Source organism: Actinosynnema sp. NPDC053489, assembly GCF_044544865.1.
GTDB lineage: Bacteria > Actinomycetota > Actinomycetes > Mycobacteriales > Pseudonocardiaceae > Actinosynnema.
Genome location: NZ_JBITXT010000012.1, coordinates 220,422 through 244,349 on the forward strand (window position 1 = coordinate 220,422; position 23,928 = coordinate 244,349).

At 74.0% G+C, this 23,928-nt stretch carries 26 protein-coding genes and 1 rRNA gene; 2 read left to right on the forward strand and 25 right to left on the reverse strand.

The genetic code is table 11. From position 1 onward, the window contains the following. Positions 1-642: 642 nt before the first annotated feature. The 11 genes from ACIGNX_RS26460 to ald all read right to left on the reverse strand — a co-directional run bounded on the left by ACIGNX_RS26460 (position 643) and on the right by ald (position 9,528). On the reverse strand, positions 643-1,524 hold the full coding sequence (locus ACIGNX_RS26460) for an ABC transporter ATP-binding protein (protein WP_396543393.1): 882 nt from the start codon (positions 1,522-1,524) through the stop codon (positions 643-645). Further along, entirely contained in the window at positions 1,521-2,327 is an 807-nt protein-coding gene (locus tag ACIGNX_RS26465) for an ABC transporter permease (protein ID WP_396543394.1), read from the reverse strand. Before ACIGNX_RS26465 ends, ACIGNX_RS26460 begins: the two co-directional genes overlap by 4 nt. Further along, complete coding sequence (locus tag ACIGNX_RS26470) at positions 2,324-3,091, reverse strand: ABC transporter permease (RefSeq protein WP_396543395.1); 768 nt, start codon at positions 3,089-3,091, stop codon at positions 2,324-2,326. Before ACIGNX_RS26470 ends, ACIGNX_RS26465 begins: the two co-directional genes overlap by 4 nt. 292 nt (positions 3,092-3,383) lie before the next feature. Next, the gene (locus ACIGNX_RS26475; protein WP_396543396.1) at positions 3,384-4,127 is read right to left on the reverse strand and encodes a pseudouridine synthase; all 744 of its coding nucleotides are present in this window, start codon (positions 4,125-4,127) and stop codon (positions 3,384-3,386) included. Further along, on the reverse strand, positions 4,120-4,758 hold the full coding sequence (scpB, locus tag ACIGNX_RS26480; protein WP_396543397.1) for an SMC-Scp complex subunit ScpB: 639 nt from the start codon (positions 4,756-4,758) through the stop codon (positions 4,120-4,122). Before scpB ends, ACIGNX_RS26475 begins: the two co-directional genes overlap by 8 nt. Beyond that, positions 4,755-5,600 carry a segregation and condensation protein A gene (locus ACIGNX_RS26485; RefSeq protein WP_396543398.1) on the reverse strand — a complete coding sequence of 282 codons (846 nt, stop codon included), beginning with the start codon at positions 5,598-5,600 and terminating at the stop codon, positions 4,755-4,757. The genes scpB and ACIGNX_RS26485 overlap by 4 nt, the downstream gene beginning before the upstream one ends. After that, positions 5,597-5,914 (reverse strand): hypothetical protein, encoded by a 318-nt coding sequence (locus ACIGNX_RS26490; protein ID WP_396543399.1) that lies wholly within the window; start codon positions 5,912-5,914, stop codon positions 5,597-5,599. The genes ACIGNX_RS26485 and ACIGNX_RS26490 overlap by 4 nt, the downstream gene beginning before the upstream one ends. Continuing rightward, positions 5,911-6,885, reverse strand: coding sequence for a ParA family protein (locus tag ACIGNX_RS26495; protein ID WP_396543400.1), 975 nt, complete (start codon positions 6,883-6,885; stop codon positions 5,911-5,913). The genes ACIGNX_RS26490 and ACIGNX_RS26495 overlap by 4 nt, the downstream gene beginning before the upstream one ends. A 114-nt stretch (positions 6,886-6,999) precedes the next feature. Then, positions 7,000-7,344 (reverse strand): ArsR/SmtB family transcription factor, encoded by a 345-nt coding sequence (locus ACIGNX_RS26500; protein ID WP_396543401.1) that lies wholly within the window; start codon positions 7,342-7,344, stop codon positions 7,000-7,002. 70 nt (positions 7,345-7,414) lie between these two features. Beyond that, entirely contained in the window at positions 7,415-8,275 is an 861-nt protein-coding gene (xerD, locus tag ACIGNX_RS26505; protein WP_396543424.1) for a site-specific tyrosine recombinase XerD, read from the reverse strand. A gap of 143 nt (positions 8,276-8,418) precedes the next feature. Continuing rightward, on the reverse strand, positions 8,419-9,528 hold the full coding sequence (ald, locus tag ACIGNX_RS26510; RefSeq protein WP_396543402.1) for an alanine dehydrogenase: 1,110 nt from the start codon (positions 9,526-9,528) through the stop codon (positions 8,419-8,421). Between the two features lie 68 nt (positions 9,529-9,596). On the opposite strand from ald, the gene ACIGNX_RS26515 reads away from it, so the two are divergent. Next, positions 9,597-10,235: a DUF1707 domain-containing protein gene (locus tag ACIGNX_RS26515; protein ID WP_396543403.1), complete on the forward strand. Its 639-nt coding sequence runs from the start codon at positions 9,597-9,599 to the stop codon at positions 10,233-10,235. On the opposite strand, the gene ACIGNX_RS26520 is transcribed toward ACIGNX_RS26515, so the two are convergent. The 13 genes from ACIGNX_RS26520 to ACIGNX_RS26580 all read right to left on the reverse strand — a co-directional run bounded on the left by ACIGNX_RS26520 (position 10,224) and on the right by ACIGNX_RS26580 (position 21,990). Continuing rightward, the gene (locus ACIGNX_RS26520; RefSeq protein ID WP_396543404.1) at positions 10,224-10,598 is read right to left on the reverse strand and encodes a DUF2752 domain-containing protein; all 375 of its coding nucleotides are present in this window, start codon (positions 10,596-10,598) and stop codon (positions 10,224-10,226) included. The two genes, ACIGNX_RS26515 and ACIGNX_RS26520, sit on opposite strands and share 12 nt — an antisense overlap. A 149-nt stretch (positions 10,599-10,747) precedes the next feature. Beyond that, entirely contained in the window at positions 10,748-11,362 is a 615-nt protein-coding gene (locus ACIGNX_RS26525; RefSeq protein ID WP_396543405.1) for an NUDIX domain-containing protein, read from the reverse strand. Beyond that, entirely contained in the window at positions 11,359-13,050 is a 1,692-nt protein-coding gene (locus ACIGNX_RS26530) for a CTP synthase (RefSeq protein ID WP_396543406.1), read from the reverse strand. The genes ACIGNX_RS26525 and ACIGNX_RS26530 overlap by 4 nt, the downstream gene beginning before the upstream one ends. 243 nt (positions 13,051-13,293) lie before the next feature. After that, positions 13,294-14,232, reverse strand: coding sequence for a copper transporter (locus tag ACIGNX_RS26535; protein ID WP_396543407.1), 939 nt, complete (start codon positions 14,230-14,232; stop codon positions 13,294-13,296). Next, positions 14,229-15,413 carry a putative cytokinetic ring protein SteA gene (gene steA / locus ACIGNX_RS26540; protein WP_396543408.1) on the reverse strand — a complete coding sequence of 395 codons (1,185 nt, stop codon included), beginning with the start codon at positions 15,411-15,413 and terminating at the stop codon, positions 14,229-14,231. Before steA ends, ACIGNX_RS26535 begins: the two co-directional genes overlap by 4 nt. A 94-nt stretch (positions 15,414-15,507) precedes the next feature. Continuing rightward, positions 15,508-16,317 carry a hypothetical protein gene (locus ACIGNX_RS26545; RefSeq protein ID WP_396543409.1) on the reverse strand — a complete coding sequence of 270 codons (810 nt, stop codon included), beginning with the start codon at positions 16,315-16,317 and terminating at the stop codon, positions 15,508-15,510. A gap of 50 nt (positions 16,318-16,367) precedes the next feature. Beyond that, positions 16,368-16,709, reverse strand: coding sequence for a hypothetical protein (locus ACIGNX_RS26550; protein ID WP_396543410.1), 342 nt, complete (start codon positions 16,707-16,709; stop codon positions 16,368-16,370). Positions 16,710-16,737: 28 nt separating this feature from the next. Next, a complete protein-coding gene (gene recN / locus ACIGNX_RS26555) occupies positions 16,738-18,519 on the reverse strand; it encodes a DNA repair protein RecN (RefSeq protein WP_396543411.1) in 1,782 nt (593 codons plus the stop codon). A 76-nt stretch (positions 18,520-18,595) separates the two neighbouring features. Next, positions 18,596-19,492, reverse strand: a complete 897-nt coding sequence (locus tag ACIGNX_RS26560; protein ID WP_396543412.1) for an NAD kinase — start codon at positions 19,490-19,492, stop codon at positions 18,596-18,598. Between the two features lie 23 nt (positions 19,493-19,515). Next, a complete protein-coding gene (locus ACIGNX_RS26565; protein WP_396543413.1) occupies positions 19,516-20,322 on the reverse strand; it encodes a TlyA family RNA methyltransferase in 807 nt (268 codons plus the stop codon). Positions 20,323-20,325: 3 nt separating this feature from the next. After that, the gene (locus ACIGNX_RS26570) at positions 20,326-20,499 is read right to left on the reverse strand and encodes a hypothetical protein (protein ID WP_396543414.1); all 174 of its coding nucleotides are present in this window, start codon (positions 20,497-20,499) and stop codon (positions 20,326-20,328) included. A 5-nt stretch (positions 20,500-20,504) separates the two neighbouring features. Continuing rightward, on the reverse strand, positions 20,505-21,293 hold the full coding sequence (locus ACIGNX_RS26575) for an HAD-IIA family hydrolase (protein ID WP_396543415.1): 789 nt from the start codon (positions 21,291-21,293) through the stop codon (positions 20,505-20,507). Positions 21,294-21,393: 100 nt separating this feature from the next. Next, positions 21,394-21,990, reverse strand: a complete 597-nt coding sequence (locus ACIGNX_RS26580; RefSeq protein ID WP_396543416.1) for a hypothetical protein — start codon at positions 21,988-21,990, stop codon at positions 21,394-21,396. Between ACIGNX_RS26580 and ACIGNX_RS26585 the strand changes: the two genes are divergently transcribed. After that, positions 21,955-23,754 carry a hypothetical protein gene (locus ACIGNX_RS26585; protein ID WP_396543417.1) on the forward strand — a complete coding sequence of 600 codons (1,800 nt, stop codon included), beginning with the start codon at positions 21,955-21,957 and terminating at the stop codon, positions 23,752-23,754. The genes ACIGNX_RS26580 and ACIGNX_RS26585 overlap by 36 nt on opposite strands. An 87-nt stretch (positions 23,755-23,841) precedes the next feature. Here ACIGNX_RS26585 and rrf read toward each other — a convergent pair. Further along, positions 23,842-23,928 (reverse strand): 5S ribosomal RNA (gene rrf / locus ACIGNX_RS26590); the annotation flags it as partial.

Below are 23,928 nucleotides of genomic sequence, written 5' to 3' on the forward strand. Positions count from 1 at the left end.
ATTCTTCGCGAGAACTCCCCGCGGTGAGATCGGATTACCGCCGCCTTGTTCTCCGCCCGCACCCCCCGGGTGTCCGGTCACCGGAGAACAAGGCGTCCACCGCGCCGACCGGAAATCACATCCGGAAGTCCACCGGAATTCACCCGGACCGGCGGCGGCCCGATGCATTCGTCGCCGATTCCACCCGGCGGACGGGCCGGCGCGCCCGCCGGCGCCCCCGCCGCCGCGCGCGGAACCCATAGGAATCACCGATGCAATACCCCGCAGGATGCGGAAAGAATGTCTTCGCACGCACGTCGGGTGATCGTCCGATGACGGTCCGGTGATCATTTCCGGGTGGCCCGGCGGCGAGAAAGATGTCGAATCGTTGTGAACGATCCTCATCGAACCCGGCGGCCACCGCCCGGCTCCCCCGCGCCGTGACGCCCTGTGCCCGGCGCCCGACCCGAGACCCGCTGCAGGGCCTCCCGGGGCCGTCCACGCGCCGTTGAGGGCGCCACAGGGGGCACCGGAAGGCGTTCCCGCGCAACGACGACGGGCGACCCGCGCCGCCGGCCCGGGAGGGCCGACGAGCCGCGGATCGCCCGTCGGACGTGCGGTCGTGCGGTGGGGCGCCGGTTACGTCGTGGCGCGCTCCTCGGCTTACGTCGTGGCGCGCTCCTCGGCCTCGGCGCGCGAGGCCTCGGCCCGCTCCGCCTCGGCCCACTTCGCCGCCTGCTGCTCGTTCGCCTCGCGCCGCGCCCGGACCTCCTCGGAGGTCTTGCCGACGTTGAGCAGGCGTGCCACCTCGGCCCGCAGCGCGACGAACGCCTCGGACTCGCGGGTGGTGATCTGGTCGCGCTGCGCGGGCAGGTCGACCTTCAGGTCCGCCACCACGGACGCGGGCGACGTGGAGAGCACCAGGATGCGGTCGCCCAGGTAGACGCTCTCGTCGATGTCGTGCGTCACCACCAGGACGGTCGTGTCCTGCTCGGTGCGCACCTTCAGCAGCAGGTCCTCCAGCTCGAACCTGGTCTGCGCGTCCACCGACGCGAACGGCTCGTCCATCAGCAGCAGCGCGGGACGGTAGGCCAGCGCCCGGGCGATGGCGACGCGCTGCTGCATGCCGCCGGAGAGCTGCCACGGGTACTTGCGGCCGGCCGCGCCCAGGCCGACCCACTCCAGCGCCTCGGCCGCGCGGGTCCGGCGCTCGGCGCGGCCCAGCGTGCGGCGCAGCGGGAACTCGACGTTGCGCTGCACGCTCAGCCACGGGAACAGCGAGCGGCTGTAGTCCTGGAACACCACGGCCAGGTCGTCGGGCACACCGCGGACCTCGTTGCCGTGCAGGCTGATCTCGCCGCGGGTCGGGCGGATCAGGCCGGAGATGGTGCGCAGCAGCGTGGACTTGCCGCAGCCGGACGGGCCGACCACGCACACCAGCTCTCCGGTGCCGACGGTGAACGACAGGTCGGCGATCGCGGTGTGCGCGCCGTCCTTCGCCTGGTAGGTGTGGCCGAGGTCGGCCACTTCGAGCATCGCGGTCATACTGCTTGTTCCTCCACCGTCGCGGGGGTGCGCTCCTGCTTCGGCTGCCAGGCGAGGGCCTGGCGCTCGAACGCGAGGAGCACGGTGTTGAGGGCATAGCCGAGGACACCCAGGAGGATGATCCCGGCCCACATGTCGGGGAAGTCGAACTCCCGTTGCGCCACCAGGAGTTGCGACCCGATCCCGTTGTCGGTTCCGACGAGTTCGGAGACGACCATGAGCACCAGCGACAGCGACAGGGAGACCCGCAACCCGGCGAAGATCTTCGGTGCCGCGGAGGGCAGGACTACACCGAGGATCCACTGTGGCTTGGGGATGCGGAACACCGCCGAGGTCTCGAACTTCGTCGCGTCGACGGAGCGGGCGCCGTCGATGCTGTTGAGCAGGATGGGCCACAGCACGCCGAAGATGATCGTGGCGAGCTGCATGGTGGTGCCGACGCTGAACACGAGCAGGAACACCGGCACCAGCAGGGGCGGCGGGATCGAGCGCAGGAACGTCAGCAGCGGCCCGGCGTACTGCGCGGCCGTCGCGGAACGGCCGAGCGCCACGCCCAGGGAGACGCCGACGACGGCGGCGACGCCCCAGCCGGCGAGCAGCCGGCCGATGCTGGGCAGCACGTGCCCGAACACCGTGTCGGTCAGGAACAGGTCGCTCGCCGGACCGGAGAACCAGAGGTCGTGGGCCGCGACGGCGATCTCCGTGGGGCGCGGGAAGAACGTGTCGTCGGCGTACCAGGTGAGCAGCTCCCAGACCACGACGAGGCCCGCGAACACCGCCCACCGCTGGACGAATCGGCTCACGACCGACCTCCGACGAACGAGCTCCAGCCGACCCAGCGGCGCTGGGCGCGCTCCAACCCCTCGTTGAGGGCATAACCGATCACGCCTGCGACGACCGTCCCGGCCAGGACGATGTCCATCCGGCCGGCGCCGCTGCGCGCGATGGCGATGTACTGCCCGATGCCGCCGGAGCCGCCTTCCAGCAGCTCCACGCTGACGATCACCACCAGGCTCGTCGTGGCGGCGAGGCGGATGCCGGTCAGCACGAACGGCAACGCGCTCGGCAGCGCGACCGACGCCAGCACGCGCACCCGGCCGGAGCCGAACGCGCGCGCCGTCTCGACCAGCAGGGGGTCGAGCTCGTCGAGGGCGTAGATGGTGTTGAACAGGATGGGCCAGATCGCCGCGTACACCGCGAGGGTGATCTTGGTTTCCGGCCCGATGCCCAACAGCAGCACCGCCAGCGGGATCAGCGCCACCGACGGGATGGGCCGCAGGAACTCGACCACGGCGCGGGTGGCGTGCCGCACGGACGCCACGCTGCCCAGCACGAGGCCGAGCGGGACGGCGATCCCGGCCGACAGCCCGATGGCGATGAGCACGGCGAGGACCGTCGCGAGGACGTCACGCAGGAAGTCCTCTTCCCCCAACAACTTCACGAGTTGCACCGCTACGACGGACGGCGGTGGCAAGTACTCCGAGGGAACCAGCCGGGACCGGCCGAACAGCTCCCAGACGACGAGGAACCCGGCCACACCGAGCAGTCCTCGGGTGAGCGCACGCACGCGCAAACGCCTCTTCCCAGTTGATCAATCCCAGCCAACCCGGCTCAATCTAGAGAGAGAAGCGCGTCGCCACAATGAGTGGCGGGAAAACTTCATGATGTGATCTTGTCACCGGCCGACCACGCCGGAATCACTTCCGCTCAGTGGAATCACGGGTTGGCACGGGGCGGCGCGCGGAGCAGCCCCGGTCCACCACCCGCCACGCGCGAGCACCACCGACCCGGTCGACGGGTGCGCGGCGCACGACCCGGCTCCGGTCGCGGGACCGGTCCGCGTCGCGCGCCGCCCCCGGCTACAGCCCGACGGCCTGGTAGAGCGAGCCGACTTCCTGGCGGTTGAGCACGCGCATCGAGCCGGGCCGCTGGTTGCCCAGCCGCACCTCGCCGACCGCCGTGCGCACCAGGTGCTCGACGGGGTGGCCGACGTGGTCGAGCAGGCGGCGCACGATGTGCTTGCGGCCCTCGTGCAGCACCACCTCGACCAGCGCCTTGCCCGGCATGGACGAGATGAGCTTGAACGAGTCGACCGCGATCGGGCCGTCCTCCAGCTCCACGCCCGCGCGCAGCCGCTTGCCCAGGTCCTTCGGGATCGGGCCGGGCACCTCGGCGAGGTAGGTCTTGGTGATCTCGTAGGACGGGTGCATCAGCCGGTGGGCGAGGTCGCCGTCGTTGGTCAGCAGCAGCAGGCCCTCGGTGTCGGCGTCCAGCCTGCCGACGTGGAACAGGCGCTCCTTGCGCTGGTGCAGGTAGTCGCCGACGCACGGCCGGTGCGCGTCGTCGTGCATGGTGGACAGCACACCGCGCGGCTTGTTGAACGCGATGGTGACCACCTCCTCCTTGAGCACCACGCGCACGCCGTCGACGTGCACGACCGCGGTGTCCGGGTCGATCCGGCGGCCCTGCTCGCGGACCACCTCCCCGTCGACCTGGACGCGGCCGAGTTCGATCAGCTCCTCGGCGACCCGCCGCGAGGCGATGCCCGCCTTGGCGAGCACCTTCTGGAGCCGGATCCCCTCGGGGTGGGCCTGGTCAGACATCGTCGATCGCATCCACTTCGGGCAGCAGGGGGGCGATCGGGGGCAGGTCGCCGAGCGACGACAGCCCCAACCGCTCCAGGAACAGTTCGGTCGTGCGGTAAAGGATGCCACCCGTGTCGGAGTCCGTGCCCGTCTCGGCGATCAGGCCGCGCGCGACGAGCGTGCGGATGACGCCGTCGACGTTCACCCCGCGCACCGCCGCGATCCGGGCCCTGGTCACGGGCTGCCGGTAGGCGATGACCGCGAGCGTCTCCAGCGCGGCCCGGGTGAGCTTGGCGCGCTGCCCGTCGAGCAGCAGCTTCTCCACGAATGGCGCGAAGCGGTCCCTCGTGTAGAACCGCCAGCCGTCCCCGATTCTACGCAGGTCGATGCCGCTGCCCTGCTCGGTGTACCGGGCGGCCAGCCGGTGCAGGGCGGCCGTGACGCGCTTCACGGACTGCTCCAGGACGCCCGCGAGCTGCTCCTCGGCGATGGGGCTGTCCACGACGAGCAGGATGGACTCCAGCGCGCTCTCGAACTCGAGGTCGTCGGAGAGGTCGGGCAACCCGCCGGCCTCGGCCTCGTCCTCGCCCGCCGGCCCGACCACCGGCTCGTCCGCCGACCCCGCGCCGGCTGCCCCGCGGTCGCTCACCCGTACTCCTCGTCCCCGTCCCGGGCCTGCGCCCGCGACTCCTCGACCGTCCCGCCGACCCACGTGATGCGCAGCTCGCCCAGGGGGTCCGGCTGCTCGAAGGCCAGCGCCCTCTCCCGGTACAGCTCCAGCAGCGCCAGGAACCGCGCCACGACCTCCATCGTCTCCTCGCACCCGGCGATCAGCTCGGCGAACGTCGCCGTCCCCGCCTCCGCCAGCAGCGCCCGCAGCAGGTCGGCGTGCTCGCGCACCGACACCCGGTGCTGGTGGATGTGCGACGTCGACACCGTCGGCGGCGGCTTGGGGCGGAACACGGCCGCGGCGATCTCGGCGAACCGCCGCGCGTCCACGCCCAGCATCACCTCGGGCAGCAGCCCTTCGTAGCGCTGCTCCAGCGCCACCGACCGGGGGTAGCGCCGGTACGCGCCCCGCTCCAGCTCCCCGAACAGCGCCGCGACCTGCTTGTACGCCCGGTACTGGAGCAGGCGCGCGAACAGCAGGTCCCGCGCCTCCAGCAGCGCCAGGTCCTCCTCGTCCTCCACGTCACCGGCGGGCAGCAGGCGGGCCGCCTTGAGGTCGAGCAGGGTCGCCGCGATGACCAGGAACTCGGTCGTCTCGTCGAGGTCCCACTGGTCGCCCAGCGCCCGGATGTGCGCGATGAAGTCGTCGGTGACCTGGTGCAACGCCACCTCGGTCACGTCGAGCGTGTGCTGCGAGATCAGCTGGAGCAGCAGGTCGAACGGCCCCTCGAAGTTGGTCAGCCTGACCTTGAACCGGCCGTCGTCCGGCCGCGCCGCCTCGACCACCTCGACCGGCGCGTCCCCCGGCGCCTCGCCGCTCACCGCTCGCGCAACCTGCGCACCAGCAGCGAGTCCGCGCCGTGCCCCTCCAGGTCGTCCAGCACGATCGCGATGGCCTCGCGCACCACGCGCCCCCGGTCCACCGCCAGCCCGTGCTCGCCCCGCAGCGCCAACCGCGCGTGCTCCAGCGCCAGCAGCTCCTCGTCGGACACGTACACGGTGATCTTCGTCGAGTGCTTCTGCCGCCCGGTGCCCCGCCGCGGCGCGGACGGCTCCCCGGCGGTGGTGTCGGCGGCGGTGCCCGCGGTGAGGCGGAACAGCTCGGACGCCCCCGGCAGCGACGGGCGCCGGGTCACCGGGCGATCACCTCGCGAGCCAGCGCGCGGTACGCCTTCGCGCCCCCCGAGCGCGGTGCCCAGCGGGTGATGGGCTCGCCCGCGACGGTCGTCTCCGGGAACCGGACGGTGCGGTTGATCACCGTGTCGAACACGACGTCGCCGAACGCCTCGACCACGCGCGCCATCACCTCGCGGGAGTGCAGCGTGCGCGGGTCGTACATGGTGGCGAGGATGCCGGTGATCTCCAGCTTCGGGTTCAACCGCTCCCTGACCTTCTCGATGGTGTCTATCAGCAGGGCGACCCCGCGCAGGCTGAAGAACTCGCACTCCAGCGGGATGAGGACGCCGTCGGCCGCCGCGAGGGCGTTGACCGTGAGCAGGCCGAGCGACGGCTGGCAGTCGACCAGCACGTAGTCGTAGTGCTCGATGACCGGGCGCAGCGTGCGGACCAGCGTGTGCTCCCGCCCCACCTCGGACACCAGCTGGATCTCCGCGGCGGACAGGTCGATGTTGCTGGGCAGCAGGTCCATGCCCTCGACCGGGGTGCGCATGATCACGTCGCCGACGCCGACGTCGCGCTCCATGATCACGTTGTAGATGGTCTGGTCGAGCTGGTGCGGGTGCACGCCCAGGCCGACCGACAGCGCGCCCTGCGGGTCGAAGTCGACCAGCAGCACCCGCCTGCCGTACTCGGTGAGCGCCGCGCCGAGGTTGATGGTGGACGTGGTCTTGCCCACCCCGCCCTTCTGGTTGCAGACCGCGAGGATCTTCGCGGGGCCGTGCCGGGCGATCAGCGGCGGGTCGGCCACGTACCGCACCGGTCTGCCGGTCGGGCCGATGTCGCCGACCACCTGCTCGGTCGGGTCGTCGTCCGCGGGTGCGGCGTGCGGGGCGAGGCTCAGCTCGACCGAGGCTCGCGGCACACCGGACGGCGGCGGGTGCGGTGGGGGCGTGCCCCACGGGTGGCCCGCGTGCTCCGGTGTCGACATCGCCTTCCCGATCCCTAGTCCTCTGCCTGGGCGCAGCCTAGGCACACGGAGGGCGACCAGCAACGCGCCCCGCCGAAGCTCGCCCGATCGCCGCGACGCGCCCGGGCCGCCGGTTCAGCGCGCCGCGCCCGCCGCGTCACCCGCCGCGCGGTGGTCGCGCCCGGCCGCGCGGAGCACCACGTCGAGCAGCCCGGGGAACAGCTCGTCGAGGTCGTCGCGCCGCAACGACACCCAGCGCTGGTTGCCCCGCGCCCTGGTGCGGGTGATGCCCGCCTCCCGCAGCACGCGCAGGTGCTGCGACAACGTGGACTTGGCGACCTCCACCATCAGCGCGCCGCACAGGCGCTCGCCGTCGGCTTCGATCTGCCGCACCACCGCCAGCCTGGTGGGGTCGCTCAACGCGTGCAGCACCCCGCCCAGCTCGATCGCGCTGCGCTCCGGCTCGTCCAAGTTCGGCACCGGGTCGGCACCTCCAGCTCGTCGGGCTCACTTCCGGACCTGGGCGAGCGCCACGGTACCCGTGGACCGCTCATGTTCCACCCGATGCGCGAGGATGGGCGGTCGCGTAGACCTCGCGCAAGGTGTTGACGGTGACCAGTGTGTAGACCTGCGTCGTCGTCACGGAGGCGTGGCCGAGCAGTTCCTGCACGACCCGCACGTCCGCGCCGCCCTCGAGCAGGTGGGTGGCGAACGAGTGCCGCAGGGTGTGCGGGGACACCTCGGCCCGCACGCCGGCGCGCTCGGCGGCGGTCTTCAGCACGTGCCACGCGGTCTGCCGGGAGAGCCTGCCGCCGCGGGCGTTGAGGAACAGCGCGGGCGTGCCGCGCTTGGCCAGGGCGGGGCGGGCGCGCACCAGGTAGGCGTCCAGCGCGTCGAGCGCCGGGCGGCCGACGGGCACGACGCGCTGCTTGCCGCCCTTGCCGTCGAGCAGCACCGTGCGCTCGGCGGCGTCGACGTCGTCCACGTCCAGCCCGACGACCTCGGAGATCCGCGCGCCGGTGGAGTACAGCAGCTCCAGCAGGGCGCGATCGCGCAGGTGGGCGGGGGTGTCGGTGGGCCCGTCGAGGAGCTTGAGCACGTCGGCGACCGGCAGCGCCTTGGGCAGCCGGCGCGGCGGGGTCGGCGGGTGGACGGCGCGGGCCGGGTCGTGCGCGGTGAGGCCCTCGAGGTGGGCGAACCGGTGCAGCCCGCGCACCGCGACCAGGGTGCGCGCGGCGGAGGAGGCGGCCAGCCCGGACTCGCGCAGGGTCGCCAGGAAGTCGCCCACCAGGGCCTCGGTGACCTCCGCCAGGTCCTCGACGCCCGCGGCCGCCAGGTGCCCGGCGTACCGGCGCAGGTCGCGGCCGTAGGAGTCGAGCGTGTTGCGCGCCGTGCCCCGCTCCACCGCCAGGTGGTCCAGGTACGCGCCGATCGCACGCCCCGCGGGGGTCCCCGCCAGGGGAGCCCCCGTTCCCGTCCTCCCAGGGGGGTCCGACGTCTTCGGGGGTCCGCCGGCCCGCTTCGGGGCTCCGCCGGCCGGACCGCCGCCCGCGCTCACAGCTGGGTCAGCGGGACGTGCCGCATCCCGTGCGCCCCGGCCACCTCGGCCCGCACGACCGCGCCGCGCGCCACGTTCACGCCCCTGGCCAGCGCCGGGTCGTCCGCCACCGCCCGTCGGAAGCCCTTGTCCGCCAACGCCGTCACGTAGGGCAGTGTGACGTTCGTGAGCGCCCACGTCGAGGTGTGCGGCACGGCGCCCGGCATGTTCGCCACGCAGTAGAACACCGAGCCGTGCACCCGGAACGTCGGCGCGTCGTGCGTGGTGGGCCGCGAGTCGGCGAAGCAGCCGCCCTGGTCGATGGACACGTCGACGAGCACCGAGCCCGGCCGCATGGTCGCCACCAGGTCGTTGCCCACGAGCGTGGGCGCCTTCGCGCCGGGCACGAGCACCGCCCCGACCACCAGGTCGGCCCACCGGCAGGCCTCCGCCACCTGGTAGGAGTTGCTGACCACGGTGCGCAGCCGGCCCCGGTAGGCGGCGTCGACCCGCCGCAGCCGGTCGACGTCGGTGTCCAGCACGACGACCTCCGCCCGCATGCCCAGCGCCACGACGGCCGCGTTCAGCCCGGCCACGCCCGCGCCGAGCACCGCCACCTTCCCCGGCGGCACGCCCGGCACGCCGCCGAGCAGCACCCCGCGCCCGCCCTGCCCGCGCTCCAGGCAGTGCGCGCCGACCTGCGCCGCCATCCGCCCCGCGACCTCGCTCATGGGCGCGAGCAGCGGCAGGGAGCCGTCGGCGAGCTGCACGGTCTCGTAGGCGATCGCGTTGACGCCGGAGGTGATGATCGCGCGGGTGCACCGGGCGTCGGCGGCCAGGTGCAGGTAGGTGAACAGCGTCTGGCCCGGCCGCATCCGGTGGTGCTCCTCGGCCACCGGCTCCTTGACCTTGAGCACCAGCTCGGCGTCGGCCCACACGTCGTCGGCGTCGCGCGCGATCCGCGCGCCCGCGGCGGCGAACTCGGCGTCCGGGATCGCGGACCCGACGCCGGCGCCCGCCTCGACGAGCACCTCGTGCCCCCGGCGCACGAGCTCCACCACGCCCGCCGGGGTGATGGCCACCCGGCTCTCGTGGTTCTTCACCTCTCGCGGAACTCCGACCAGCACCCCCGAAGCGTAGGGCGACCAGCGGGTTCCGGCTCGCCCGGCGCCGTCGGGCTGTTAGCGTTCCCCCCGTGTCGGAACCACACCAGGTGCGCATCGGCGACCACCAGCGCGAAGCGGCGATCAGCGCCCTGAACGACCACTTCGCGGCCGGTCGCCTGGAGATCGGCGAGTACGAGCAGCGCGTCGGCTACGCGTCCGCGGCGCAGTCCGCGCAGGAGCTGGCCGCCCTGTTCCACGACCTGCCGCAGCCGCACCCGACGTTCCTCCCACCGGGTTACCCGCCGACCGCCGCGTACCCCACGTCGCCACCGCCGCCCGGCTACGCCACCCCCGGTCAGGGTCTCCCCGGTCAGGGCACCCCCGGTCAGGGCATCCCCGGCTACGCGCCGCCGCCCGGTTACGCCGAGCCACCGCCGCCGCCCTACGGCACGGCGTACGGCTACCCGCCGCCCGGGTTCAGCCCGACCGCGCCGTACGGCGTCGACCCGGTGACCGGGCAGCCGCTGTCGGACAAGTCGCGCATCGCGGCGGGCGTGCTGCAGCTCGCGCTGCCGTTCGGCATCGGCCGGTTCTACATCGGCGACACCGCGATCGGCATCGCGCAGCTGCTCACGTGCGGCGGGTGCGGCATCTGGTCGCTGATCGACGGCATCATCCTGCTGGTCAACGGCGGCACCGACAGCCAGGGCCGCAAGCTACGCGACTAGGTTGCGCACGAGCGCCCACCCGACGGCCAGGACCACCACGGGCACGCCGACCCGCGGCGACACCGGCGGGTTCGGCCGCCCGTCCCGGGCCGCCCGGAACCAGCGCACCCACAGCCAGGCCAGCAGCGGCAGGCCGGCCACCAGCATCACGGCGTTGAAGTGCCAGGCGGCGGCCAGGTCGCCGTGCAGCAGGGCGTGCACCATCCGGGTGGAACCGCAGGCCGGGCACTGGATGCCGGTCAACGCGTACAGCGGGCACGGCGGCAGCAGCGACCCCGGCCGGTTGGGGTCCACGAACAGCAGCACCCCGCACCCGACCACCGCCGCCGCGGCCACCGCCAGCGGACCCCGCGCACCACGCACGAACCCCATCATCCGCCCATCCGCCGACCGCGAGCGTCGAACCCACCGGCCCTGAACGTACGACTCTCGCGCCCCGAACGTAGGACTCTCGCGAGAGTCCTACGTTCAGGGCCCGTGTGTCGTACGTTCGCGACCCCCGAGTTCAACGCTCAGGAACGGGCCGCGAAGCGGGTCGGCCGGTCGTGGAACGGCGCGTCGGCCGGTCGCCCGGAACCGCCGCCGGTCACGACGACGTGCGCGGCCAGCAGGCCCGCCACCGCCGGGCCGTTGACGACCTCCCCGGACAGCGCCAGGTCGACCGCCTCGGCCAGCGGGAAGCGCTTCGCCTCCAGGTCGGCCTCCTCGTCGCCCTGCACGTCCCGGTCCACCTCGCTGAGCCCGCGGGCCAGGAACACCCGCACCACCTCGTCGGTGAACCCCGGCGACACGGCCACGTCCACCAGCGTCACCCACTCCGACGCCGCCAGCCCGACCTCCTCGGCCAGCTCCCGCCGCGCCGCCTCCAGCGGCGTCTCGTCACCGCCGTCCAGCAGCCCGGCGGGCAGCTCCCACAGCCGCCTGCCGATCGGGTGCCGGTACTGGTGGATGAGCGTCACCGCGCCGTCGTCGTCCAACGCCACCACGGCCACCGCGCCGAGGTGCTCGACCACCTCGCGCTTCGCCGTCCCACCGCCGGGCATGGCGACCTCGTCCACGCGCAGCGCCACGACGCGCCCCACGTGCACGTCCCGCGACGACACCGTCTCGAACTCGTGCCGCGTCACTGCGCCACCCCCGCGGTCTCGGGCAGCGGCAGCCGGTCGGCCAGCCGGTAGCCCAGCGCCGCCTTCACGAACGCCGCGAACAGCGGGTGCGGGCGGGTCGGGCGGGACTTCAGCTCGGGGTGCGCCTGCGTGGCCACGAAGAACGGGTGCACGTCGGCGGGCAGCTCCACGAACTCCACCAGCCGACCGTCCGGCGACGTCCCGGAGAACACCAGCCCGGCCGACGCCAGCCGGTCCCGGAACGCGTTGTTGACCTCGTACCGGTGCCGGTGCCGCTCGGAGACCTCCAGCGACCCGTACGCCTTGGCGACCTGCGAGCCGGGCAGCAACGAGGCCGGGTACGCGCCCAGCCGCATCGTGCCGCCCATGTCGCGCTGCCCGGAGACGACGTCCTCCTGGTCGGCCATGGTGCTGATGACCGGCGACCCGGTGTCCTCGAACTCCGCCGAGTTCGCGTCCTCGATGCCCGCCAGGTTCCGCGCCGCCTCGATGACCAGGCACTGCAACCCCAGGCACAGGCCCAGCAGCGGGATGCCCCTGGTCCGGGCGTAGGTGATGGCGCCGATCTTGCCCTCGATGCCGCGCACCCCGAACCCGCCGGGGATGAGGATCGCGTCGAGCCCGGCCAGGGCGTGCGCCGCGCCGGACGGCGTCTGGCACTCGTCGGACGGCACCCACGCGATCTCGACCTTGGTGCGGTGCGCGAACCCGCCCGCCCGCAACGCCTCGGTCACCGACAGGTATGCGTCGGGCAGGTCGACGTACTTGCCGACCAGGCCGATGCGGACCCGCTCCGACGGGTTGTGCACCCGGTCGAGCAGGTCGCCCCACACGGTCCAGTCCACGTCGCGGAACGGCAGGTCCAGCCGCCGCACCACGTAGGCGTCGAGGCCCTCGCCGTGCAGCACCTTGGGGATATCGTAGATCGACGGCGCGTCCACGGCCGCCACCACGGCCTCGGTGTCCACGTCGCACATCAGGCCGATCTTGCGCTTCAGCGCGTCCGGGATCTCCCGGTCCGCCCGGCACACGATGGCGTCGGGCTGGATGCCGATGTTGCGCAGCGCGGCCACGGAGTGCTGCGTCGGCTTGGTCTTCAGCTCGCCGGACGGCGCCAGGTAGGGCACCAGCGACACGTGCAGGAAGAACACGTTGTCGCGGCCCACGTCGTGGCGGACCTGGCGGCACGCCTCCAGGAACGGCAGCGACTCGATGTCGCCGACCGTGCCGCCGACCTCGGTGATCACCACGTCCGGGGCGACGCCGTCGGGGCCCGGCTCGGCCATGGCCCGGATGCGCCGCTTGATCTCGTCGGTGATGTGCGGGATCACCTGGACCGTGTCGCCCAGGTACTCGCCGCGCCGCTCCTTGGCGATGACCTCCGAGTACACCTGGCCGGTGGTGACGTTGGCGTCACCGGACAGGTCGCGGGCCAGGAACCGCTCGTAGTGGCCGATGTCGAGGTCGGTCTCCGCGCCGTCGTCGGTGACGAACACCTCGCCGTGCTGGAACGGGTTCATCGTGCCCGGGTCGACGTTGAGGTAGGGGTCGAGCTTCTGCATGGTCACCCGGAGACCACGAGAGGTGAGCAGCTGACCGAGGCTCGACGCGGTCAACCCCTTGCCGAGGGAGGACGCCACACCCCCGGTGACGAAAACGTGCTTGGTCGTACGTGCCTGCTGCACCAAGGAGGCTCCCCGTGGTCTGGATGTCCGCCAGGGCGGGCCGCGGGTGGTCCCGCACAGCTCAACGCCCTGTCCACGGGCCCTAACGCTAACACGCCGCCGGTCACCCAACACCCCGCCGGTCACCCAGCGCGCCGGCGGGCACGTCGGCGTGTCACTCGAATGGGCTACGTTCGTTCGAACAGGCGACCACAGGTCCGCGAACCGCGCGGGAACGCCCGGTTGCCCCCGGGCGGACGCGGCCGCTCAGCCGACCGCGCCGGGCGCGGGCGCTTCGGCGTTGCCGGCCACGCCGTACCGACCGGCCTTGCCCTCCACCTGCTCACGCAGCGCGAGCACCACCACGACCCGTCCGGCCGCCGTGCCCGCGTGGTCCACCGTGGACAGCACGGACGTCGCCGCCGCGTCGGCCCGCACCACGCCGACCGCGCCGGTGCCGTCGGCCGCACCGTCACCGCCCGCGAGCACCACGCCCGCCCCCGACCGGTCGAGCTGCGCGGCGAACCGCGCCAGCACCGCCGCGCGGTCCGCCGCCGCGTCGCCGGTCAGCGCGCCACCGGTGAGCACCACCGCGAGCTGCGCGGGCCGCAGGCCCTCCTCCGGCCTGACGAAACCCGAGCTGGCCAGCCCGCCCAGCGCCGCCGCCAGCTCGTCCGGCGTGGCCCGCGGCTGGTTGGTGTCCTTGTCCAGCAGCAGCACCGAGCCGAGCAGCCCACCCGCCCGCGTGCCGGGGTCCGCGCCGGTCGGCAGCCGGGTGCCCGCGGGCTGGAGCCGGGCGACCAGGTCGAGGAGCTGGTCGGCCTTGTCGGGGTCGGTGAACGACTCGGTCAGCCGCACCTCGCCCGTCACGGTCGCGCCGGCCGCGCGCAGCAGCTCGGTCAACGCGTCCCGGTCGGTCGGCCTGGAGTCCGCCGTGGTGACCAGCACGACGGTCCGGTCGGCCAGCTCGCCCCGCACCGCCCGCGGCCCGACCGCGCCCGCGAACCGGTCGGCGTCGGCGAGCCGCGCGTCCAGGCCGTTGCGCTCGGCCTGCAACGCCGAGACCTGCCGGCCCAGCGCGCCGTTGTCCTCGTCCAGCCCGGACAGCAGCGGACCGCTGAGCGCGGTCGAACCCAGCACCACCCCGACGGCCAGCGCCAGGAACACCGCGGTGAGGGAGACGACGTGGTAGCGCGGCGAGATCACCCGAACAACCCCCTGAACCAGACGACGACGGAGCGCACCGCGTCGGCCGCCACGTCCAGGTAGACGTGGCCGACCCCGGACACCGCCAGCGCCGCGGTCATCGCCAGCACGGCGGCGAGCACCAGCAGCGCGACCAGGCCCGGCGACACCCGGCCGCGGTGCAGGGCGGCGACGGCGTACCCGTCGACCAGCTTGTTGCCGAGCTTGAGCCGGGTCAGGAACGTCGAGGGCGTCGACCCGGCGTTGCCGCGGTCGAGGAACTCCCGCAGGCCCGCCTGCAGGCCCACCGTCACGACCAGGGACGCGCCGTGCGCCTCGGCGAGCAGCAGGGCCAGGTCCTCGGCGTTGCCGGTGGCGGGGAAGGTCACCGCGCCGATGCCCAGGTCCTGGACGCGCTCCAGGCCGGGCGCGTGGCCGTCGACCTGCGCGGGCACCACCACCTCCGAGGCGGCGCGCAGCGTCGCCGTGCCGATGGCGTCCGGGTCGCCGACGATGACGTCCGGCGCGAACCCCGCCTCGTGCAGGGTGTCCGCGCCCGCGTCCACGCCGATCAGCACGGGCCGGTGCTCGCGCAGGTACTTGCGCAGCCCGCGCAGCTCCTCGGCGTGGCGGGGACCGCCCGCGACGACCAGCACCTGCCGGTCCTTCATCGGCACGAACAGCTCGGGCACGCCCACGCCGTCCAGCAGCAGCGACCGCTCCCGGCGCAGGTACTCGATGGTGTTCGCGGAGAACGCCTCCAGCTGCGCCGCCATGCCCGCCTTGGCCTCGATCATCGCGTCGGCGACCGACTCGGCGGTCTGCGCCACGCCCCGCGCGACCTCCTTCGACCCCACGAACACCCCGCCGTCGTGCAGGCGCAGCCTCGTGCCGTCGGCGATCTCGCGCAGCACCGCCGTGCCGACGCCGTCGACCAGCGCGACGCCCGCCCCGACCAGCAGCTCCGGGCCCAGGTTCGGGAACCGGCCGGAGATGGACGGCGAGGCGTTGACCACCCCCGCGACGCCCGCGTGCACCAGGGCCTCGGCGGTGCGGCGGTCGAGGTCGACGTGGTCGAGGACCGCGACGTCACCGGGGCCGAGCCGGCGCAGCAGGTCGCCGGAACGGCGATCGACCCGCGCAACCCCGGTGACGCCGGGCAGTTCGCGACGAGCGCGGCCGAGCAACCCGGAGAGCTTCATGGACCGATGGTGACCCACCGCGCACGCGCTCGGCCGCCAACACGCCGAGCCGATCCGGGCTGGTCAGTGGCATGACTGATCCACAATGGACGAATTACCCCCGGTCGGGTGACCCGATCCCGCCACCCGCCGGCCCGCCCGCCCCAGGCCACTCGACCGCCGGCGGCAGCTCCGCCACCGGCGGCACCACCCCACCGGGCGACCCGCCACCACCGGGCGACACTCCCCCACCCCACACCCCCGCGCCACCCGGTGGAACAGCGCCACCCGGCTGCCCCGCGCCACCCGACGGCTGCCCCTCCTCCGACACCGGCATCGCGATGCCGAACGGCGGCGTGGCGTCGTCATCCACCTGGTACACCGACAGCCCCGTCGCCCGGGGCAGGCGCGGGGGCCACTCCTGGGCCAGCACGGCGCCCACCAGCAGCACCACCGCCGCCACCCCCACCAACCACGTGCCCGCCCCGACGAACTCCGAGGTCGTCACCGCCGGGGACGCACCCGAGTCCACGCCGAACACCGTCCGCAACGTCTCCACCGCCGCCCACAGCGTCCCCACGACCAGCCCGAACGCCGCCAGCACCCCGAACCGGCCGACCGCCGCCCACCGCGCCGACCGCAGTTGCAGCAGCGCCCCGGCGCCCGCCAGCACCGCGCCGAGCACCAGGCCGTGCCCGTAGACCGGGAAGTCGAACCCCACCCCCGCCGAACGACCCGACAGCGCCGGCTCCTGCAGGTACTCCCACCCGGTGAGCGCGACCGAGCGGAGCAGCCCCTCCGGCAACGGCCCGTTCACGCCCGGCCGCACGTGGGTCTCCTGCCCGTACAGCGGGAACAGCGAACCCAGCACCACCAGCAGCGCCCCCGCGCCGATGGTGGGGACCGCGATCGCGCGCCGGGTCATGTGGCGTCCTCCTCCGTGCTCGGTGGCGTGCCGCGGCGTGGCACACCCCCTTACCAGGAAAGCCGCGGCACGCGTCGCCGCCAACGGCCGACCGGGTGCGGTTCGGTCACCGACCGTCGTGCCCGGGGTCGGGCAGCCGCGCCACCTCGACCCTCCACGACCGGGATGCCGAACGGCGGGGTGTCGAGGTCGTCGCCCATCCGGTGGACCACCGGCCCCTCGGGCCGCGCGGCCGGCCCCCGCGCGTGCAGCAACACGGTCGCGACCGCGGCGAGCACCACGGACGCCCCGAGCGCGACGACGCCCTCCCCGACCCGACCGAAGAACTGGTCCGCCCCACCGCGGGACGCGTTGCCGTTCAGGGACACCACGGCCGCCACCCCGGCCGCCACCAGCAGCACCGCGCCCGGAGGCGCCCGCTCACTTCTTCTTGGCCTTGCGCCGCACCACGGGCGCGCTGTCCTTGTCGGCCTTCGCCGCCGCCAGCAGCTCCTCGGCGTGCGCGCGGCCCGTGTCGGTGGAGTCCATGCCCGCGAGCATCCGCGCCAGCTCGACCACGCGCTGCGACTCGTCCAGCTTCCGCACGCCGCTGCGGGTCAGCACGCCGTCCGCGGTCTTGTCGACCACCAGGTGCCGGTCGGCGAACGCGGCGACCTGCGGCAGGTGCGTGACCACGATGACCTGGTGGCTGCGCGCCAACCGGGCCAACCGGCGACCCACCTCGACCGCCGCCCGACCGCCGACACCGGCGTCGACCTCGTCGAACACCAGCGTGGGCACCGGGTCCGAGTGCGACAGCACGACCTCGAGCGCCAGCATCACCCGCGACAGCTCGCCGCCCGACGCGCCCTTGTGCACGGGCAGCGCCGGCGCGCCGGGGTGCGCGATCAGCCGCAGCTCCACGTCGTCGACGCCGCTGGAACCGGCGTGCAGCAGCTGCCCGTCCACCCGCAGCGCCTGCGGGTCGCCCTGCTCGGCCACCCGCGGCCGCACCGCCACCTCGACCGTGGCGTGCGGCATCGCGAGGCCGGTCAGCTCGTCGGACACCGCCTTGCCCAGCTCCTCGGCCGCGGCGGTCCGCTCGGCCGTCAGCCGCCGCGCGTACCCGGCCAGCTCCGCGGCCAGCTCGTCGCGCCGCGCGGCCAGCGCCGCCAGCGCCTCGTCGGAGGTGTCCAGCCCGGCCAGCCGCGACGACGCGTCCTGCGCCCAGGCGATCACGCCGTCCACGTCGGCCGCGTACTTGCGGGTCAACGACTTCAGCTCGGCCTGGCGGGCGAGCACCTGCTCCAGCCGCGCCGGGTCCGCGTCCAGGTGCTCCAGGTAGGACGCGATCTCCGCGCCCACGTCGGCCAGCAGCGTCTCCGCCTCCACCAGCCGGGGCTCCAGGTCGCGCAGCTTCGGGTCGTCGGACGCGGTCAGCCGCCGCCGCGCCTCGCCGATCAGGCCCAGCGCGCCCGGCACGTCCGGGTCGCCGTCCGGCGCGCCCGACACCGCGTACTGCGCGCCCGACGCGGCCTCGCGCAGCTGGTCGGCGTCGGCGAGCCGGCGAGCCTCGGCGACCAGCTCCTCGTCCTCGCCCGGCTTCGGGTCGACCGCGGTGATCTCGGCCAGCCCGTGCCGCAGCATGTCGGCCTCGCGCGCCAGCTCGTGGGACCGCGCGGTGCGCTCGGCCAGCTCCGTCGCCACCCGCAGCCACTCGTCGCGGACCTTCCGGTACGCGCGCAGCGGCTCGGCGACCTCGTCACCGGCGAACCGGTCGAGCACCGACCGCTGCTCGGCGGGCCGCAGCAGCCGCAGCTGGTCGTTCTGCCCGTGCACCGCGAGCAGCTGCTCGGCCAGCTCCGACAGCACGCCCACCGGCACCGAGCGGCCGCCCAGGTGGGCGCGGGAACGCCCGTCCGCGCCGACGGTGCGGACCGCGATTACGCTGCCGTCGTCGTCGGGCTCGCCGCCGACCTCCTCGGCGACCTTCGCCGCCGGGCTGCCCGCGGCCGCGACGAACCGCCCCTCCACGACCGCCTTGTCCGCGCCGTTGCGCACGCGGGACGCCTCGGCCCGGCCGCCGCCCAGCAGGTGCAGCCCGGTGACGACCATGGTCTTGCCCGCGCCGGTCTCGCCCGTCACCACGGTGAAACCGGCATCCAGCTCAAGGGTGGCCTCGTCGATCACACCGAGGCCCTGGATGCGCATCTCGGCCAGCACGCCCGGAACACTACTGGGCGATGCGGGCCGAGCGTGTGCTCGGGGGAGGGTGTTCCGCTGTTGATCTAGCAGGTCGTCACCCGGCCGACGGACCGCGCCACCCCTGCACCGGCAGCTCGAACTTCTCCACGAGCCGGTCGGTGAACGGGCCGGACCGCAACCGGACCAGCCGCAACGGCGTCCGGCCGCCCACCACCTCGACCCGCGCGCCGGGCGGCAGGTTCACCGTGCGGCGACCGTCGGCGCACAGCACGGCCGGGTGGCCCTCCGGGTCGACCTCCAACGCCACCACGGACGCCGGCGACACCACCAGGGGCCGCGCGAACAGCGCGTGCGCGTTGCTCGGCACCACCAGCAGCGCCTGCACGTCCGGCCACACCACCGGCCCGCCCGCCGAGAACGCGTACGCCGTCGACCCGGTCGGGGTCGCCACCAGCACGCCGTCGCAGCCGAACGCCGACACCGGCCGCCCGTCCACCTCCACCACGACGTCCAGGATGCGTTCCCGGGTGCTCTTCTCCACGCTGGCCTCGTTGAGCGCCCACGTGCCCTCCAGCACCTCGCCGTCGACCGACGCGGTGATGTCGAGCGTCATCCGCTCCTCGACCTCGTAGTCCCGGTCGACGACGTGGCTGATCGCCTCGTACAGCGCGTCGGAGTCGGCCTCGGCCAGGAACCCCACCCGGCCCAGGTTCACCCCGAGCACCGGCACGCCCGCCGCCCGCGCCAGCTCCGCCGCCCGCAGCAGCGTGCCGTCACCACCGAGCACGAACACCAGCTCGGTGCCCTCGGCGGCCTTGTCGTCGGCCAGCACGACCTGCGCGAAGCACGACGGGTCCAGGTCCGGTGCCTCGTCCTCCAGCACCCGCAGCTTCACCCCGCCCGCCGCGAACCGCGCCGCGACCTCCTGGGCCACCAGCACGTTGCTGCGCCGCCCGGTGTGGACGACCAGCAGGATCTCCCTCGTCGTCACTGGACCGTCCTCACTGGGGCTCCTCACTGGGGGCCTCGCGCCACGGCGGCGCGCACGAGCGCGGTGGCGTCCGCCGCGTCCAGGGGGTCGCCCCGGCGCAGCCAGACGAAGAACTCGACGTTGCCCGACGGACCGGGCAGCGGGCTCGCGGTGACGCCGTGCGGGCGCAGGCCCAGCCCGGCGGCGGACGCGACCACGTCCAGCACCGCCTCGGCCCGCAGCTCCGGGTCGCGCACCACACCGCCCGAGCCGAGGCGTTCCTTGCCGACCTCGAACTGGGGCTTCACCATCGGCAGCAGGTCGCCGCCCTCGCCGAGGCACCCGGCCAGCGCCGGCAGCACCAGCTTCAGCGAGATGAACGACAGGTCGGCCACCACCAGGTCCACCGTGCCGCCGATGTCCTCCGGCGTCAACGACCGCACGTTGGTCTTGTCCTTGACCACGACCCGGTCGTCGGTGCGCAGCCGCCAGTCCAGCAGGCCGCGACCCACGTCGGCCGCCACGACCTGCCGCGCACCCGCCCGCAGCAGCACGTCGGTGAACCCGCCGGTGGACGCGCCCGCGTCCAGGCACCGCCTGCCCGCCACCGCGACCCCGTCGAACGCCTCCAGCGCCCCGACGAGCTTGTGCGCGCCCCGCGAGGCGTAGTTCGGGTCGTCGTTGTCGCGGACGACCAGCGCGGTGTCCAACTCGACGGCGGTGGCCGGTTTCGTGGCCACGGTGCCGCGCACGGTCACCCGGCCGTCGGCGACGAGCTGGCTCGCGTGCTCCCGCGACCTGGCCAGCCCGCGGCGGACCAGTTCGGCGTCCAGCCGAGCCCTGCGCGGCACCGGTCAGACCTTGTCGATGCTGGAGAGCGCGGCCGTCAACGCCGTGTGCACGTCGTCGAACAGGGCCACGTGCTCGACCACGTCGAGCACGTCCAACCCGGCGAGACCGGCCAGGGCGTCGTCGATCCCGGCCACGGGATCGCGCGGCGGACCGGGGAGGGGAACCTCGAAGCTCACGTGATTCAAGGTAGCCGATGCAGCGCGGAGAGGTCCTCCGCCACGTACGTCGGACGGCGGTCCTCCGGCAGGTCCATCGCCTCCGCCTCCGTGGACACGCCGGTGAGCACCAGCAGCGAGTCCATGCCCGCGTTGACCGCGCCCGCGATGTCGGTGTCCAGCCGGTCGCCCACGACCAGCGGCCGTTGCGCGCCCGCCGACTTCGCCGCCTGCTCCAGCAGCGGCGTGGCGGGCTTGCCCGCCACCAGCGGCTCCACCCCGGTCGCCGTGCGCAGCGCCGCGACCAGCGAGCCGTTGCCGGGCAGCAGGCCCCGCTCGGTGGGCAGCGTGGCGTCGACGTTGCAGGCGATCCAGTGCGCGCCGCCCTGGCGGATCGCGACGCACGCCTCGGCCAGCTCGCGCCAGCTCAGGTCCTGCGACAGCCCCTGCACGACGGCCTGCGCGCCGTCGGCCCGGTCGGTCGGCCGGTAGCCGCGCAGCCGCACCTGCTCGGCCAGCGCGTCCGTGCCGAGGACCAGCACCGGCGCGCCCTGCGGCACCAGGTCCAGCAGCATCGCCGCGCCCGCCTGGGCGCTCGTGCTCACCTCGTCCAGCGCCGCGTCGAAGCCCAGCTCGGTCAGGTGCTCGGCCACCGTCTCGGGCGACCGGGACGCGTTGTTGGTGACGAACCGGATGCCGGTGCCGTGCCTGCGGGCGGCGGCGACCGCCTCGACCGCGCCGGGCACCGCCTCCTGCCCCCGGTAGACCGTGCCGTCGAGGTCCAGCAGCAGGGCGTCGTAACGGGCCAGCAGCACAGGCGTCTCCGTTCGGGCGGTTCGTTCCGTCTGGGGACAGTCTGAAGGCTCGGCACCGGGTGGTGCCGAGCCTCCAGGTGTGACTTCGGTCGGTGCCCGCTCAGTCCTGCGGGCTGAGGTCGAACGCGCGCTCGGCCGCGTCGGTCTCGTTGTCATCGTCGGCCTGCGCCGCGTTGAGGAACCACTTCACGGCTTCCTCCGTGCGACCGGCCGCCTCCAGGTTGTCGGCGTAGGCGTAGAACAGGCGGGCGCTCCACGGGTCGCGCCGCTTCTCGTTCAGGTCGTCGCCCTGCAACGCCACCACGGCCGCGTCGAGCTGCCCCATGTCGCGCCGGGCGCCGGCCGCGACGATCCGCAGCTCCACCGCCTCGTCCGGCGACAGCGACAACCCCTGCGCCTCGCGGGCCAGCTCGATGGCCCGCTCGGGCCGCCCCAGCGCCCGCTCGCAGTCGGCCATGACCGCGAGGTGCCCGGCACCGTGCGACATCCGCCGCGCCGCCCGCAGCTCGGACAACGCCTCGGCCCACTCGCCCGCGTGGTAGGCGGCCAGTCCGGCGGCCTCCCGGACCACCGCGACCCGCGCCGCCTTCGACCGCGCGTACCGCGCGTGCTCCAGCGCCAGCTCCGGCTCGCTGTCGATCAGCATGCCCGCCGCCGCCAGGTGCCGGCCGACGATCTCGGCGAGCCCCTTGGGCAACCCGCGCAGCTCCTGCTTCACCTCGGGGTCGAGGACGGAGATGTCCGCGTCCTCGGGCAGCTCCGGCGTGCGGGCCCGCGTGAACACGCGCTCGCCGGACTCGCCCTGCGCCGACTCACCCGACACCGACTCATCCTGCGCCGACTCACCTTCGGCCACCGCGGGCTCTTCACCGGCGTCGGCGGCCCCCTCCTCGCCGGTGTCGCCATCGGTGTCGGTGTCGGTGTCATCGTCGGTGCCGGTGTCTCTCTCGGCCGGTGCCTCGACCTCGGCCACCTGTGCGTCGCCCACCGCTGCGTCGTCCACCTCGGCGGCGCCCCGGACCTCCGGCGTCACCGACTCCTCGACGACCACCGGTGCCGACTCGACCGCGTCCACCGCGGCGTCCCCGGCGACGGACTGCTCGTCCGCCTGCGCGACCCGCTCCTGGAACCGCGCGGCCCGCTCACGACTGCGCTCGTCCCGCTTGTCCTGCCCGGGCTTGTCGTAGCGAGGCCGCTCGTCGCGCCGGGCGTAGCCGGAACGCTCACCGCCACGATCATCCCGCCGCTGGTAACCCCCGCGGTCCCCACCGGACCGCTCATCCCGCCGCGCGTACCCACCGCGATCACTGCCGGCCCGGTCGTCACGACGCTGGTACCCACCGCGGTCACCACCGGTCCGGTCATCGCGACGCTGGTACCCGCCACGGTCCCCACCCGGCCGGTCGTCCCGCCGCGGGTAGCCACCGGTCCGCTCGTCCCGGCGCTGGTACCCGCCGGCCCGGTCATCCCGCCGCTGGTACCCACCAGGCCGCTCATCGCGCCGCTGGTAACCGCGATCCCCACTCGGCCGGTCGTCCCGCCGCTGGAACCCGCCCCGGTCGCCACCGGTCCGGTCCTCACGACGCTGGTACCCACCGCGGTCCCCGCCGGCCCGGTCGTCGCGCCGTTCGTAACCCCCACGATCGCCACTCGACCGATCATCACGACGCTGGTACCCGCCGCGGTCGCCACCGGTCCGGTCGTCACGACGCTGATACCCGCCGCGGTCACCACCCGGCCGGTCCTCCCGGCGCTGGTAACCCCTGCGGTCGCTACCCGGCCGGTCGTCACGACGCTGGAAGCCACCCCGGTCGCCACTGGTCCGGTCATCCCGGCGCTGGAAGCCACCGGATCGGTCGTCCCGGCGCTGGTAATCGCCTCGGTCGCCACCGGTCCGGTCGTCGCGGCGCTGATAGCCACCGCGGTCGCCACCCGCTCGGTCGTCGCGGCGCTGGTACCCACCCCGGTCACCACTCGGCCGGTCGTCCCGCCGCTGGTAACCGCCGCGCTCGCCCCGGTCGTAACCGCGGTCCGAGCCGCTGTCGTCCCGACGGTCGTAGCGCGGACGCTCGCCCCTGCTGTCGTCCCGCCGGAACCCACCCCGGTCGCCGCCGCGGTCGTCGCGGGCGCGGCCGTAGCCGGGACGATCACCGGAATCGCGGCGGAAGCCACCACTCCGGTTGTCATCCCGACGCGGCGCAGCTCCGCGGTCGTCACGGGGCTTGTCGTAACGAGGACGCTCACCCCGGTTGTCATCACGACGGTCCGCGCCACGAGGCTTGTCGTAGCTCGGCCGATCGTCCCGACGCGGGTAGCCGCCGCCCGCCCCGCGGGCGTCCCGGCCACTGCCGCTGCTCGGCTTGCGGCTCCCCTGGGCACGACCACCATCGTCGGATCGGCGCGGTCGGTCTCCCTGGCCACGCTGACGGTCGCCGGGTCGATCCCCGAACCTGGACACTAACTCCTCCTACTGTGGACACGCCGAAAGGGCTTGCGATCGGAGCACAATTCACTGTGCCCCCACCACAAGCCCTTTCAGGGAAAAATTGTTCGGCGGCGTCCTACTCTCCCACACCCTCACAAGTGCAGTACCATCGGCGCTGGAAGGCTTAACTACCGGGTTCGGAATGGGACC